Raw genomic sequence first — 16,189 nt, forward strand, 5'->3', positions numbered from 1 at the left:
TGAAGATTTCACTGTCAGCTCGACATCAGACGAAGGCTGTGCATCTAGCTTCACCCGAAAGGTGCCAGTACTGCCTTCATCCATTGTCACGGCATAGGCATTGCTATCGTCTAGATCACTCAGCGATTCCCACAAAAGAGTAAACCCTGCGCTATCATTATCCATCACCGTCACCGCAACGGTCTGATCGCCTACATCAGTAAAGGCGTCATCACCCCCTTTGACCGACAGGGTAATGCTCAGCCGCTCATCAACTAAGTTGTCATCTTCAACACTGCTAAATATGACCGTCTGGTCTTGATTCCATTTTCTCGAGGTAAAAGTGAGCTCCGGGTTTTTAACCCTGATAGCATTTTCATCAGTGGATACCACCGCCAGCACCACATTAGATACAGGCTGTGCATCTAGCTTCACCGCAAAGCTGCCACTAGCACCTTCAGCCAATGTTGCGGTATAGGTGCCACTCTTCCCTGTATCATTAATTTCTGATGAATCAGAAGAGAGCGTAAATCCGGCAATATCATTAGTACCACCATCAGTACCAGTACCACCGGTATCAGTACCATCACCAGTACCAGCATCACCGCTATCAGTACCACCATCAGTACCAGTACCATCGGTATCAGTACCATCACCAGTATCAGCAATACCACCAGTACCACCACCAGTATTAGTACCATCATCAATGACCGTCACCGCAACGGTCTGATTTTCTAGCACAGTAAAGGCGCTATCACCCTCTTTGACTGACAAGATAATAGTTGCCGAACTCTCGCCAAGGGCATTGTTATCAACACCGTTGACTGTCACCGTCTGGGGAGTATTCCAATGATTCGTGGTAAAGGTAAGTTCTGCTTCATTAACCGCGGTAACACTTGTATTTGAAGATAGTACTGCCAGCACTACATCAGACGAAGGCTCTGCATCTAGCTTCACCGCAAACGTGCTAGTACTGCCATCCGTAATAGTCAGTTGATCCGACAAGAGCGTAAATCCGGCAACGTCATTATCAGTGACCGTCACCGCAACAGTCTGATGGTCTAGCACAGTAAAGGCGTCGTCACCCTCTTTGACTGACAAGGTAATGGTTGCCGAACCCTCGCCAAGGGTATTATTATCAATACTGTTGACCGTTACCGTCTGGGGAGTATTCCAATGATTCGTGGTAAAGGTAAGTTCTGGCCCATTAACCGTGGTAACACTTGCATTTGAAGATATCACTGCCAAAACCACATCAAACGAAGGTGCTGCATCTAGCTTCACTGTAAAGGTGTCAGTACCGCCTTCGTCCATTGTCATGACATAAGCACTGCTATCGTTTGTATTACTCAGTGACTCCAAAGAAACAGAAAATCCAGCTATATCATCCCCACTAGCATCTATATCACTGTTTGCGTCATTATCAGCGAGGTCACCTCTTACGCTGGTTGAACCATAACGAGCATCGGCATTGTCACCCGCACCGGCGTGACCGGCACTCTTGCTTTCAGCACCATCAACAGTTAAACCATCAATGCCATCAGCATGGTTATCGGCAGTATTAGTATCGGAAATATCATTATCGGCATCATCTACATCATCAGTATCGTCTGTTATATCAACATTATCAGTTTCGTTGGTACTGCGAGCTTCCTCAATCTCACCAGCTTGATACACGGTATCCGTATCATTACCTTCTGTGGCAGTATCAGTTAGGTTCACGCTAAGAGTATTGTTATTGATTTTTTGATAAGCAGCATCAATATCAAAGTTATATGCCACATCAAAAAATGCTAGAAAAGCAGCTGCAATAATCAAATAAACCCTAGTTAGCTTATTCATAAATCAGGCTATTACTGCAGTTATTTAACGTAATATTTAACAAGGAGGGTTGATACAGAAAAGCTCAGTTGAAGTGAAATATGTTTAAGCATAAGCGATTATCCTTTCCTTAAGATTTGCAGCTATCTAAATAGCCTGACAAGCTGACAGTACAAAATCACCTACAGCAACTCAATAATGCTTAAGAGCTAATGCTTTAGAATTAATACTATAAAGTGACTACTTTAAAACTATTTATCTTACATTGTTTTCAATCTAACGATTTTAATTAGTGCAGCGCAATATGCTCGATATCTATATCTTTGGCAGCATTGATAATGGGTGCCGCTATAATAAATTTGGGGAGGGATTTATTTTAGGCATAAAAAAAGCTGCCGCGGCAGCTCTTTTCAGTGTCATCTTTTGTTATCGTTAAAACATTATCAGTGTTATAACTAATTTTAATTTATTGCGTTCGGCGGATGATTACTTTCTTTGGCCCCTGCCTCGTGATAGCTTTGCAAAACGTCAGGGTTATCAAGCACGTATGCACCGATCATATCAGTAAAATAGCTAGGATTAGGGTCAATTTAATAATAGATAATACCAATCGTCCTTATCTATGGGTTTTACTCGAACTCTTCATCCCAATCTTCGTCACCGAAGCTATCCACGATCAAACCATCATTGACCAGATATTCCCGACGCTGCAAATAGGCATCGCGGATAAATGTGTAACGATCACCGGCAATAAGTTCTTCTGCGGAAAATAAGCTCGCCCTTGCATCGATAATTCTTAACAACTGCCATTGATTGCGACTAGAAACATGATCGAGATGTTTAAGGTAATCACTATAGTTATCCGGATAGGAACCCAGCCCGTCACGAACGGTATAGGAGCCCAATATGGGCAGAACTATATAGGGACCAGAGCCCATACCCCAATAACCCAAAGTTTGACCAAAATCTTCTTGGTGCTTTTCCAGACCTATGGGTGTAGCCACATCAAATAAACCGAGCAAACCCACCGTGGAATTTAATAAAAAACGACCCGTATCAGAAGCGGCCTGACCGAACTTAAGCTGTAACAGGTCATTAATAATGGTGGTCACTTCGGTCAGATTGGAAAACATATTGCCAATGCCCGCTTCAAGCGGGTCAGGGGTAACAAACTGGTAGGTTTTGGCGATCGGTGTCAGTGTGTAACGATCTACGAAGTCGTTAAAGACAAAAACTTTACGGTTGAGCGGCTCCCAGGGATCCGGTGCAGATAATTCCTGCTCCACTAGCTCGATAATATAGGCATTCCAAGCGTCCCAAAAATGATGATCCTCTGCCTCTTGCGTTTGCGCAGTAGCGGTTGCCGAGAGGCATAGCATTGTTAGTACTATAGCGATTGTTGCAACTTTTGCCTTCAACTTTTGTAAAACCTCTGAGTCAATCATTGTTAGTTTAAATCCATTAGTCAATTTTGTATAAGCCGCAGCATCAAGCTTGCCTTTCAATGCGAGATAACCATAAGTTAAACAAAACCAAGTTGCCAGTATTTTGAGCTACAGAGTGAGAAGAATTTTAGCCAAGATGAGACGTATAATTTACTCCAACACTTACTAGCTAGCGAGAGAATACCTCTTACATCTGTAGTAATTTCAGCAATCGATCAGACCTGCTGCAACCAATCAAGCAATAGCGGGAAATGATCGGTATCACAGTCTTTATGGCGCACCATATTCAAGTGGCTATAATCTCTGGCATTACCACTACGGCGACTGAGCACCATCAAGCGACCATCGTGGGGGCCGAGCTCTTTCATAAATTGGCGTACATCCTCAGGATCGCCATAGGCTTTATCTGAACTTGCCGCAAAATAAAAACTGGGCGGTAATTGCTGCTGACGGATTGCATCACCATAGCTAAAGCCATCTTGCGCATCAATCCACTGATCGGTACTCGACCATGCAAGATAATCCTGATAGCCAACTTTGGATTCATTGCTCACTCCCAAGCGCATACGTTTGCCGGGCATATAGCCATTGAACGCAATCAACAGTTTGCCTAATTTGCGCCAGAATAAATCAATAAACAAGCTTTTTGACAGATTGCTACTTTGGATTTGTCGACGGGCGGCAAAATGCGCCATTTTTGCTATTGTACATAAGCTATTGCCATAACGAGCATAGTAGCTGGTCATCAGAACACTACCCCAACCATGGCCGACCCATATTTGTGGGATATCTCCCCGCAACATTTTGATTTTATGAGCCATGGCAGGAATATCTTCATTGATTGTCTGATGTGCACCAAATACCGATGAGGCATTCACCTGCGGCCAGCTCTTTCCCTTACCGCGCATATCACCCACAAAAACATCGTAACCCTGCCGCGCTAAATAACAGGCTAAGCCGGAACCGTCATCACTAAAGAATGTACTGCCATCTTGCAGGGTGGAATGCAGCATAAACACCGGCGAACCCAATTGGTTTTTATCCATATAAAAACGCGTCAGATGGGCATGATCGGTGGAAGGTAACGATACCTTGATTGATTGGTATTTTAGTCGCGGACTCATAGCTTCTATTTTAGCAGTTATTTTTATTTTTGCGGCCTAACTTGTTATATCTAGCAGGGAAGTTTGTACTTCCTGCCATTTAGCCTTTAGGCGCTTTTCTGAAACAGGCTGTAAAGTACCCAGCTTTTGGGCAAAAAGTGATACTCGATACTCTTCCAGCAACCAGCGAAATGCCAATAATTCAGTACTGCGCATCGCAGCATCACTATTATTAACCCATTGTGCATAGAGCGGCTTGCTCAGCTCTGTTAGGCCGACTAAAAGTTGCTTGTCTCGCTGATAGTGACCGCGTAATTTTTCCAAACGCTGCTTAATGGCCGATAGATAACGCGGATATTGTTGCAGATAATGCCAAGGGGTATCTTGGATAAAACCGGGCGCAAATAGTAACGATAACTGCTGTTGAATATCGCCAATAGCCAAAGCCCATGCCAATTCGTTGGCCGCTTTTAGTTGTTTGTGAATGGTGACATAAATCGCTGCTATTTCAGCGAGCACTTCGGCAGCAAGTGTTGCCTCAGCGACTAGATTTTTCTTTTCGGCTTGTAACCGCTGTTGAAAATCAACATCGGAACGGGGCAAAGATTTATCGGCAATAAAGACCCGATGAAAAACCGAGAACAGCAAATCATCCACCCACTCATCGCGCTGCTGTGAAATGCCAGCTAACTGCAAGCTAATGGTATTACCACGCAGTAGATTTTTACGGAGTGACTTTATTTGCTGCGGCATTTGCAGCATAAACAGACGCACCATGCCGCGCTGACTTTCCTGCTCCGCCTGTTCAGGCCAATCTTTTAATTCGATAGCGACACTGTTTTTACAGTCAACCAGTGCTGGATAACTGGTAACCGTTACTCCCGCCTGGTTAAATTGATACTCGCTGGGTAAATCGCCAAAATCCCATCGTTGGATATTTTCGGTTTGAAAACGCTGCCGAGTTTGCTCTTGCAGGGTTTCAGTCACTTGCCCCTTAAATTGATCTAAGAGTTTTTCAAGATCGCGACCCTGCCCTAACTGTTTGCTCGCCGCATCGACTATCCTGTAGTTCATACGATAAAAATCATCCAATCGATCGGGCTGCCATGCGTCCATAGGTATATTGACGTTGGCGACTTGTTTAAGCTGGCGACTGAGTGTCTCTAATAGCGGTGCATCATCGGCGCTAATCTGCGCCAATACCTTGTCGATATAATCGGGAACAGGTACTACCTGTTTACGCAGATTTTTTGGCAATAACTTCACCAGAGCTATACATTTATCACGCAGCATTCCCGGCACCAGCCACTCAAAGCGATGTTTGGGGATGCGGTTAAGCAAGCCGATAGGGATAGTGACCGTTACACCATCTGCACGATGGTTTGGCTCAAAACGATAACTCAGATCAAAAATCAAATCTCCGACGGATAATCGGGCTGGAAATTGCCGTTCATTAATATGGCTAGCGCTATGCTGCATAAGATAGGCTTTATCAATATATAATAGCTTGGCCTGTTTATATTCTGCCCCTTTGCGCCATTGTTCAAAATGCTTGAGAGTAATAATATCCTGACCAATACGCTCATCATAAAATTGGAATAACTGTTGATCATCTACCAATATATCTTTGCGACGGGATTTGGCTTCTAATTCTTCAATATCTTTAACCAATTGTTGGTTATGAATAAAAAAAGGCGCTTTGCTGGTCGCTACGGTTTTCGCCATATTGCCTTCAATCAAAGCAGAGCGAATTAATATTTCACGACATAGCTTGGTATCGATAGGTCCGTAGTGGATCCGGTTGCGTTCGCCAATCATTAGGCCGTAAAGACTGAGCTTTTCATAGGCCATCACCCTACCGGTTTTTTGTTGCCAGTGAGGCTCGCTATAGTTGCGTTTAAACAGCGGATCGTTGATACCCATTAGCCATTCGGGCTGAATGCGAGCGCAGCAACGAGCGTAAATTTGTGTGGTTTCTGCAATTTCTGCCGCCATGATCCATTTGGGGCTTTTTTTGAACAGTGTTGAAGCGGGAAAGATACGTAGCTTGCGATTGCGCGCGCCCATATACTGCCGATCATCATCAAGGGTGGCGATATGGCTTAACAGACCAGCGAGTAAGGCTTTATGCACCGGCTCATAGTTAGCCGGTTGCGTATTGGACTGAAATTTCAGGGCGCGACAGGCTAGACGTAATTGATGATGTATTTCCCGCCACTCACGCATTCGCATATAGGCCAGAAATTCGCGCTGACATAGTTTTCTTAATTGACCCTGACTAAGTTGTTGACGTTTTTCTTCATAATAATTCCACAGATTTACATAGGATAGGAAGTCCGATTCTTTATGCCAAAAGCGTCGATGTTTTTCATCGGCGGCTTGCTGCTTATCTGCCGGACGCTCGCGTGGATCTTGGATACTTAAGGCGCTAACAATAACTAAAATTTCATCAACACAGTCCTGCTTTTTAGCCGCAATAATCATTCGTGCCAAACGTGGATCAACTTGAAAACGGGTTAAGGTTTTACCAATAGCGGTAAGCTGCCGTTTTTTATCCACCGCTCCCAACTCTTGCAATAATTTAAAACCATCATTAATCAGGCGCTGATCAGGCGGGTCAACAAAGGGGAATGTATCCACCGCTCCCATGCGCATACCCAGCATTTGTAAAATCACCGAGGCAAGGTTGGTACGTTTTATTTCCGGGTCAGTAAATTCGGGGCGGCTGTTGAAATCTGCCTCTTGGTACAACCGGACACAGATACCTTCGGCAACACGGCCACAACGCCCCTTACGCTGGTTAGCACTAGCCTGTGAAATAGGCTCTATGGGTAGGCGCTGAACCTTTGTGCGATAGCTATAACGGCTAATACGTGCATAACCGGAGTCAATCACATAGCGAATACCGGGCACCGTTAAAGAGGTTTCTGCTACGTTGGTCGCCAGAATTATTCGCCGACCACGTGAAGAATTAACAGTAAATACTTTATTTTGTTCGGCATGACTTAAGCGAGCATACAAAGGCAATATTTCGCAGTGTTGCCAAGCTCTATCATCTTTTTTTAATTGGCGCAGGTGACGGGCAACCTCGCGGATATCGCCTTCACCGCTGAGAAATACCAACACATCGCCTTTGCTGCCACCCTCGGCATTGATTAACTCGCCGATTGCCATTTCAATACCGACTGCCAAATCACCTTCAGGGGATAGGTCATCTAACGGTCGATATAAGGTTTCAACAGGATAAGTTCGACCTGACACTTCAATAATCGGTGCATCATCAAAATGCTTGGAGAAACTTTCTAGATCAATGGTCGCCGAAGTGATGATCACTTTTAAGTCGGGACGTTTTGGTAGTAGCTGCTTAAGAAAGCCCAATAAAAAATCGATATTTAAACTGCGCTCATGGGCTTCATCAATAATCAGTGTGTCATAGCGATTCAGGTATTTATCCCGCTGAATTTCCGCTAGCAAAATCCCGTCAGTCATTAATTTGATATGGGCGTTTTCCGAAATATGCTCATTAAATCGAACTTGATAGCCAACACCTTCACCTAGAGGTGTGGCCAACTCATCAGCAATGCGCTGGGCAACCGTACGAGCGGCTAGTCGACGTGGCTGGGTATGACCAATTAAGCCATGCACTCCTCGGCCTAATTCGAGGCATATTTTGGGTAGCTGGGTGGTTTTACCCGAGCCTGTTTCACCGGCAATCACAACCACCTGATGCTCACTAATCGCCTCGGCAATTTCTTTGCGCTTATCAGCAATCGGAAGGTCAGGATAGTGTATTTCTGGGATAAGTTGCTGGCGCTGCTCTGCCTGAGCTACTGAGGCTTGAATACGCTTGTGCAGTGATTGCAGTGTATTTTGATCAGGTTTGTTGGCTGTTAGTTGTTTTTCCAGCGTCTGTAATTGTCTGAGCACAGCATGGCGATCAACCAGCATACACTGGTTGATCTGTTGCTTAAGTGCCTTGAGAATAGAATATTGCGACTGATCCACAGAATACTGCCAAGCGGCTTGTAATTAAGGGCGTTTTATAACGCCAAACACAGTGCGCCTACCTTAAATCCTTGCGCAATATTTTACCTACATTGGATTTGGGTAGATCATCCCGGAATTCAAAACGTCTGGGGACTTTGTAGCCGGTCAATCGCTGCTTGCAGTAGGCGATTAGGTCCGCTTCGGTAACTGGGTTTGCAGCGACTAAAAAGATTTTAATCGCTTCACCGGTTTGTTCATCAGGGATGCCCACTGCAGCACATTCAACAATATCAGGATGCTGGCTGATAACATCTTCCAGTTCATTGGGGTAAACATTAAACCCAGAAACAATAATCATATCCTTTTTGCGATCAACAATGCGCAGATAGCCGTCATCCTGCATGATGGCTATATCACCGGTAGAAAACCAACCGTCGGCATCAATCACTTCAGCTGTGGCTTCAGGTCGCTGCCAATAGCCAGCCATAACTTGCGGACCTCTGACACATAGCTCGCCTCTTTCACCCATGGCAACGGCCTGACCTTGCTCATCGACCAGTTTTATCTCGGTAGACGGGACAGCCAGACCAATGGTATTCACTTGATTGCCAGTAGCGGGATTCGCCGATACCACCGGTGAAGTTTCAGTTAAGCCATAGCCTTGAAAAATATCTTTGCCTGTTATTGCTTGCCACTGTTTGGCAGCATCGGCAGTAAGTGCCATGCCACCAGACATGGTCATTTTTAAGTTGGAAAAATCAGCCTCACGGAACGATGACTGATTGCAAAGGGTGACAAATAAGGTGTTAATGCCGCAAAAAAGGGTCATGGGGTAACGTTTCACATCGGCAATTAAGGCCTGAATATCTCTGGGATTGGGAATCAGAACGGTGTGGTTGCCTGTCATCAGTAGCAGGTTTGTTATGGTAAAGGTATAAATATGGTACAGCGGCAACGGCGATATCATGGTTTCGTCCTGATTATCCAGACCAAAACCGGAAAATATGGCTTGGCATTGCGCAACGTTACTCACTAGGTTGCGATGACTAAGCATTGCACCCTTGGCCACCCCGGTGGTGCCACCAGTATATTGCAACACGGCGAGTTGCTGCTGCTCAATCGTGACTGGCTTAAACGCCTGAGCATCAGCTAAACGCAGTGCTTTGCGAAAACTCATTGCATTGGGAACATTGAGCGAGGGTACCATCCGCTTCAGATATTTCGCTCCCCAGTTGATCAATAAACGGGAGCCAATACTATGGAGATCGGCCAATTCGGTGACGATAACCGTCTCAACCTTTGTATTAGCGATAGCCGCTTCCAGTGTTTTACCAAGATTGGCCAACACTACAATCGCCTTAGCACCGGAGTCATTAAGCTGATGCTCTAATTCACGCGGGGTATAGAGTGGATTGGTATTAACCACCACCAAGCCGGCCATCATGGCACCATATAAGGCCACGGGATATTGGATAAGGTTTGGCAACTGGATCGCAATGCGATCACCGGGCTGTAAACCGGTCTGTTGTTGCAAGTAGCTGGCAAATTGCAGCGAGCATTGATACACCTCATCGAAGGTCAAGGTCTGTCCCAGACTACTAAAGGCAGGGCTAGCACCATAATTGGCCACCGCTTGTTCGAATAAACTGACCAAATTGGCATTTGGGTCAATCTCGATGGTCGGCTCTATACCCTGTTTTATTAATGCTTGCTCAATAACGCTATTCATTAGCCCTCCTTATTTTTATTTAGTCGCCCACAATATCGACCCGTGAAGCGATAGTCAAACACCGCATCCTAACATGAAAAATAGTTTACAATAGCCACTACCCTACTCAACAGCATAATCTTTTAAGGAACCATCGTGAGCACATTGAATAATATTCCCTACGATGAAATCAGGATTGGTCAAACCGCCAGCTACAGTAAAACCTTAACCGAAGCTGACCTGATACTTTTTGCTAACGTTTCTGGCGACATTAACCCCTTGCATTTGGATGCCGACTTTGCCGCCACCACTATATTTAAACAACGTATTGGTCATGGTGCTTGGACCGGCTCAATTATTTCAGCAGCGATAGCACTTGAGCTACCCGGTCCCGGCACTATTTATCTAAGCCAAAACCTGTCATTTCGTGCCCCAGTTAATATCGGCGATATGGTGACTATCAAGCTTGAAGTCACCGCAAAGGAAGACAAAAGGCACACTGTCAACATAAATACTCTAGCCGTTAATCAAGATGGCAAAACCGTTGCCAAAGGTAGCGTTGAGGTGATTGCTCCAACCGAGAAACTGGCCTTAGCCAAACCTGAATTACCTGCTATTGACATCGGTTGATCTGGCTTTTTTAGCCCTTGCAATAGTAGCCAATGACTAAATCATCACCCTCTCCCTATCATCTTGATACCGCCCAATTAAATTGGCAGCAAGGCAATGTGCCTGAGGCTAAAGACTTCGGCGATATTTATTTCCTGCTACAACAGGGATTGGAAGAATCCCGCTATGTATTTTTACAACACAATCAACTGCAGCAGCGCTGGCAGCAGCTTAAAGCCTTTGAGCATTTTAGTATTGGTGAAACGGGCTTTGGTACTGGCTTAAATTTTTTAGCCGCCTGGCAGCTGTGGCAACAAACGGCCCATCAACAAGCTTATCTACATTTTGTTTCGGTAGAAAAACATCCCTTAAGTTATCATGATTTGGAACGCGCATTATCCGCTTGGCCAGAACTGGCCAAATATGCTGAGCAATTACTGGCACATTACCCCGTATTAACGGCAGGCTATCACCTACTTAAGTTTGATCAAGGTCGTATCAGCCTTCACTTGTTATTAGGCGATGGTATTGAGGGCTTTGAGCAATTACGCAGTAATGATCATCCACAATGGATGACACATAGTCACACCACTATTGATGCCTGGTTTTTAGATGGTTTTGCCCCAGCTAAAAATCCTGACTTATGGAATGACCGTTTATATGCTTTGATAGCAGACTTAAGTGGACCTTCTACCACACTGGCAACGTTTACTGCCGTGAGCAGTGTTCGTAGAGGCCTATCATTACAGGGTTTTGAGATTCAAAAAGACAAAGGCTTTCGCAAGCGTGAAATGCTATTTGGACAATTTAACCCTGATAGCCGGGTTGATAATAAAACGATTGCTGATAAATCGAACAATAAACAGATTAATGTGCCTTGGTACCTTCAAAAAAATTCTGTCAACAGCGGCAGACGTGTCGCCATTATCGGCGGTGGCTTAGCCGGCGCCAATTGCGCTTATGCACTGGCTAGACGTGGTTGCAAGGTCACCCTAGTAGAGCGCGAAAAACAGCTTGCTTTAGGCGCTTCTGGCAATCCACAGGGTATGTTATATACCAAGCTCTCAACTGAAGCAGGTACATTAAATCAGTTTACCCTAAGTAGTTATTTATATGCCCTGCGCTTTTATCGGCTATGGCAGCAAGAGTATGATATTTCAGCAGAGCATGTGGATTTTTGTGGCGTATTGCAATTAGCCACTAATGCAAAAGAACAGCGTTTAGTACCGTTAATACAACAGGCTTTCGCCAATTACCCCGAGCTGGTGCAATGCGTCGATCAATATCAGGCATCAGAACTTGCTGGTATCGATATTCAATTACCCGGTTGGTTTTTTCCAAAGGCCGGCTGGGTATCACCAGTTCACTTATGCCAGTCGCTATGTAGTCATCCCAATATTGAGCTTATTAATCATCAGGCTGTGATTAAGCTGGAACAACAGGATCAACAATGGCAATTATCAGGCGATGATAGACCCATATTGCAAACCGACTCGGTGATAATCGCCAATAGCCGTGATGCATTGCAGTTTGAACAAAGCCAATCAATACCTGCCAGAGCCATTCGCGGACAGATCACTTTGCTAGAAAGTTCGACAATCAGCTCGCAATTAAAAACCGTTATTTGTCATGAAGGTTATGTCACCCCAGCTATTAATAATGTCCACAACCTAGGCGCTACTTTTGATAATGGGGATACGGATACGGCTATTCGTTCAGAAGATCACCAGCGCAATCTTGACAGCCTGCAAAAGAGCGTACCGTCGTTACTCTCCAACCATAAGGCGATTGCTGCAAATAAGCTTTCGGGTCGCGCAGGTCTACGCACAACCAGTCCTGATTATTTGCCCATTGTTGGTCCACTGCATCATCAGCAACAATTTCTGCAAGACTATGCTCTGCTACGCAAAAACGCCCATAGCGATATCATCACTCCCGGCAGCTACTATCCTAATCTCTATATTAATATCGCTCATGGCTCCCGAGGACTAACCTCAACCCCATTGTGTAGCGAGTTAATCGCTGCCATGATCTGCGCTGAGCCGCTGCCATTGCCAAGGCATTTAGTCCGCGCCCTAAATCCAGCGCGTTTTGTCATACGGGATCTGATTCGCAATAAAGTATAAAAATACTCTACAATAAGCACGAACCGTCAACGCTATGCTGGAGATTGCTGTGCTGTTATCCCATAAAAGTCCTTTGGCCATACCTACCGAACTCGATAGCCTTCATAATTATTATGAAGGCTTAGTATTTAATGCTCTGCGAGAAAAACGCCCCGACCAGTTTGGTAGCAATGATTACACCGCGGACATTGCCTGTGTGGCGCTAAATAATTTACCTTGCCGATATATTCGTCATGATGTTGATATGGCTTTTTACCTCTCATCAGACGAGCGCCAACAGATGATTGATAAAGTCGATAAAGCGGTGACTGACGCCATTCAGTTTGTTGAAAGCAGTGATAAGAACTACGATGAAAGCTAAGCTTTCCGGCTTTCTATTTGGTTTATTCTTCTGCGCCATCAGCACCTCTGCTCAACCGATTATTGAATATCACTATCAGGTTGTTGAACGTTTTCCGCATGATGCGATGCTGTTTACGCAGGGTTTAGAATTTCATGATGGCATTCTTTATGAAAGTGCGGGCCAGTGGGGACAATCGCAAGTTCTCACTCGAACGCTAGACAAAACACAGCCGACCCAACAATATAGTCTTGATCAGCGTTATTTTGCCGAGGGAATCACCTTACTCAATCAAAAACTTTACCAACTGACTTGGCAATCTCAACAGGGGTTTATTTATGATCCCGAAAGCCTAAAGCTCGAAGGAAAGTTCATTATTAGTGGTGAGGGCTGGGGTTTAACCAATAATGGCAAAGAACTGATTATGAGCAACGGCTCTGCCGTGATCCAATTTATTGATCCTGATACTTTCAGGGTACTGCGCAATATCACTGTTCGTATGGGTGATTTGGCTGTCGAAAAAATTAATGAGTTGGAGTGGGTTGACGGCTTGATCTATGCCAATATCTGGCACAGTGAGTGGCTGATTATGATTAACCCCGATAATGGTCAAGTGGTAGGCAAAGTCTTGCTAAAAGAGTTACTTCCCAAAAAGCAACGCACTGCGAAAACCGATGTACTTAATGGCATTGCTTACGATAATGATAAAAAACGTTTGTTAGTAACTGGGAAATACTGGCCAGCAGTATTTCATATCACGCTGTCTGCAAAACCATAAATCACCACACCTACAGAAATATAATAATATCTAAACCAATAGCGGTTTAGTAAAAGCACGCTTAAGATCGATTTTTTTGTTGCTGCTTCTCAAGCTTTTCTGCTTTGCTTTGACGTTTCTTTTGTAACTGGCTGATCACTTCGGAACCCATATGACTTTCGCCCCGTTGAGTTGCTAAACGCATTTGCTTTTCACGCTCGCTAAAGCGTTGACGCTGTTGCTCGCTCAAGGTATCAAAACAAGCAGCGCAACTAACTCCCGGCTGATATTTTTCGCTAAGCTTATCCTGTTCCGTTATCGGCATACGGCAGGCATGGCACTGGTCATAGTGGCCTTTCTCTAATTGATGATTAACCGTAACACGGTCATCAAACACAAAGCACTCACCATGCCATAAGGTATTAGCTTCAGGAATTTTTTCCAGATAGTTTAAAATACCCCCTTTAAGATGATAAACCTGATCAAAACCCTGCTCTTTTAAATAGGCCGTCGATTTTTCACAGCGAATACCGCCGGTACAGAACATCGCCACTTTTTTGTGCTTGTCTGAATCCAGATGATCTTTTACGTATTGGGGAAATTCACGAAAGGTTTCAGTATTGGGGTTGACGGCATTTTTAAATGTACCCACCTGCACTTCATAATCATTACGTGTATCGACCAGTAAAACATCGGGGTCGCTAATAAGTGCATTCCAATCTTTGGGCTCCACATAGGTTCCAACCACTTCCTTAGGATCAATACCTTCAACACCCATGGTTACAATTTCTTTTTTTAGTTTTACTTTGGTACGCAAAAAAGGACGGCGGGTCGTAGTAGACTCTTTATGATCAATATCGCTAAGCTCAGGCTGCTGACGCAACCAGTCTAGCAATTGATCAATACTGCCTCGCGAACCGGCAACTGTGCCATTAATGCCCTCTTCAGCCAATAATAAGGTGCCGCAGATATTGAGCTGCTTCATGATATTTAACAAGGGATCGCGCAAATCTTTATAAGTATCCAGACGGACAAACTTATACATCGCACAGACGACATAGGTGTCTATAGACATGGTCTTTTCCTTCAGCTGGCCGGAGCGTAAATCCGGTGCGTTAATTTCGGAAAGGATTATAGGAAATTTAGCAGGCGATGTCCTGCAAAAGCCTGGCATTTTTTAATATATTCGGCCTTGTTGATTGGCGCCAAAGTGCAAGCTTGTAGACAATATCAAGCACTCATTTCCTTTGTATCGTCTAGATGACCAGCTAGTATTTCTTCGGCCAATTCATCAGCAATATGACTAGTGGCCCTACCTGTTTGGGTAGAACGGGTAAAAATAGTTTTTAAGGTGGCGCCAATTTTATCGACATGATCGCTCACTATTTTCCTGTCGCGTATACCCTGGGTTTGGTAGTACACATCAATAATTCCACCGGCATTAACAACATAATCCGGTGCATATAAGACATCCCTTTGTTTTAAGGCTTCACCCATATCAGCGGTGGCCAGTTGATTATTGGCGGCACCCGCCACCACTTTGGCCTTGATGATATCGATGCTCTGCGGATTAATCGCTCCGCCAAGTGCACAGGGTACTAACACATCAACATCGCTAGATAGAATATTATCCAAGGGCAATGCAATAACACCCAATTGATCTACTGCGCGTTGAATATTAGCTGGGTTGATATCAGCCGCATAAACGATGGCTCCGGCCTCAATTAATTGACGAGCCAAGTAAAAGCCGACTCTGCCAATACCTTGCAGGGCAATACGCACTCCCTTTAAATCACTATTAAACTGATAGGCCACGGAGGCAACTATACCTTGATAAACACCATAGGCCGTAATAGGTGAAGGATCGCCGCCATATTCCTCTCCATTAACTACACCGGTAACATGGGCAGTCTTTTCACTCATAATAGCCATATCGGCCACGCCAGTACCCGAATCTTCTGCAGTAATATAGCTTCCATTCAGGCTATTAATAAAATCTCCCATTGCCAACAATAACTGGCGTGATTTATCTTGCTGGGGATTGCCAATAATCACCGATTTGCCGCCGCCTAGAGCAATGCCCGCCAGTGCCGACTTATAGGTCATACCACGGGATAAACGTAGCACATCACTTAGCGCTTCATTATTGGATGCATAGGAAAACATCCGACAACCACCCAATGCTGGCCCTAAGGTAGAATTATGTACTGCGATAATTGCCTTAAGACCTGATGCAGGGTCGTCTCTAAAAGCTACCAGTTCATGATGATCAAAATCAGGATGGTCAAAAACGTTCATAAGAGTTTCTCGTCCA

At 44.7% G+C, this 16,189-nt stretch carries 11 protein-coding genes; 4 read left to right on the top strand and 7 right to left on the bottom strand.

The window, feature by feature from the left end; translation table 11 throughout:
• The 5 genes from AACP44_RS06055 to AACP44_RS06075 form a co-directional block, all read right to left on the bottom strand.
• Nucleotides 1-1,821 (bottom strand): hypothetical protein (locus AACP44_RS06055; protein WP_339339578.1); only part of this gene is annotated, 1,821 nt, incomplete at its 3' end.
• 608 nt (nt 1,822-2,429) lie between these two features.
• Nucleotides 2,430-3,245 (bottom strand): VacJ family lipoprotein, encoded by an 816-nt coding sequence (locus AACP44_RS06060; protein WP_339339579.1) that lies wholly within the window; start codon nt 3,243-3,245, stop codon nt 2,430-2,432.
• A gap of 215 nt (nt 3,246-3,460) precedes the next feature.
• The gene (locus AACP44_RS06065; protein WP_339339580.1) at nt 3,461-4,369 is read right to left on the bottom strand and encodes an alpha/beta fold hydrolase; all 909 of its coding nucleotides are present in this window, start codon (nt 4,367-4,369) and stop codon (nt 3,461-3,463) included.
• Nucleotides 4,370-4,405: 36 nt separating this feature from the next.
• Nucleotides 4,406-8,353 carry an ATP-dependent RNA helicase HrpA gene (gene hrpA, locus AACP44_RS06070; protein ID WP_339339581.1) on the bottom strand — a complete coding sequence of 1,316 codons (3,948 nt, stop codon included), beginning with the start codon at nt 8,351-8,353 and terminating at the stop codon, nt 4,406-4,408.
• 58 nt (nt 8,354-8,411) lie between these two features.
• On the bottom strand, nt 8,412-10,064 hold the full coding sequence (locus tag AACP44_RS06075) for an AMP-binding protein (protein ID WP_339339582.1): 1,653 nt from the start codon (nt 10,062-10,064) through the stop codon (nt 8,412-8,414).
• Nucleotides 10,065-10,199: 135 nt separating this feature from the next.
• Here AACP44_RS06075 and AACP44_RS06080 point away from each other — a divergent pair, with 135 nt between their 5' ends.
• The 4 genes from AACP44_RS06080 to AACP44_RS06095 are packed head-to-tail and all read left to right on the top strand — an operon-like array spanning nt 10,200 to nt 13,896.
• Nucleotides 10,200-10,673: a MaoC/PaaZ C-terminal domain-containing protein gene (locus tag AACP44_RS06080; protein WP_339339583.1), complete on the top strand. Its 474-nt coding sequence runs from the start codon at nt 10,200-10,202 to the stop codon at nt 10,671-10,673.
• Between the two features lie 32 nt (nt 10,674-10,705).
• Nucleotides 10,706-12,778 carry a bifunctional tRNA (5-methylaminomethyl-2-thiouridine)(34)-methyltransferase MnmD/FAD-dependent 5-carboxymethylaminomethyl-2-thiouridine(34) oxidoreductase MnmC gene (mnmC, locus tag AACP44_RS06085; protein ID WP_339339584.1) on the top strand — a complete coding sequence of 691 codons (2,073 nt, stop codon included), beginning with the start codon at nt 10,706-10,708 and terminating at the stop codon, nt 12,776-12,778.
• A 34-nt stretch (nt 12,779-12,812) separates the two neighbouring features.
• The gene (locus AACP44_RS06090; protein ID WP_339339585.1) at nt 12,813-13,139 is read left to right on the top strand and encodes a late competence development ComFB family protein; all 327 of its coding nucleotides are present in this window, start codon (nt 12,813-12,815) and stop codon (nt 13,137-13,139) included.
• A complete protein-coding gene (locus AACP44_RS06095) occupies nt 13,129-13,896 on the top strand; it encodes a glutaminyl-peptide cyclotransferase (RefSeq protein ID WP_339339586.1) in 768 nt (255 codons plus the stop codon). The genes AACP44_RS06090 and AACP44_RS06095 overlap by 11 nt, the downstream gene beginning before the upstream one ends.
• Nucleotides 13,897-13,957: 61 nt before the next feature.
• On the opposite strand, the gene AACP44_RS06100 is transcribed toward AACP44_RS06095, so the two are convergent.
• Together AACP44_RS06100 and AACP44_RS06105 are read right to left on the bottom strand one after the other, a co-directional pair.
• Complete coding sequence (locus AACP44_RS06100) at nt 13,958-14,950, bottom strand: rhodanese-related sulfurtransferase (RefSeq protein ID WP_339339587.1); 993 nt, start codon at nt 14,948-14,950, stop codon at nt 13,958-13,960.
• A gap of 155 nt (nt 14,951-15,105) precedes the next feature.
• On the bottom strand, nt 15,106-16,189 hold a 1,084-nt coding region (locus AACP44_RS06105), incomplete at its 5' end, for a Glu/Leu/Phe/Val dehydrogenase dimerization domain-containing protein (RefSeq protein ID WP_339339588.1).

It is taken from the genome of uncultured Oceanicoccus sp. (assembly GCF_963968385.1).
GTDB lineage: Bacteria > Pseudomonadota > Gammaproteobacteria > Pseudomonadales > Dasaniaceae > Oceanicoccus.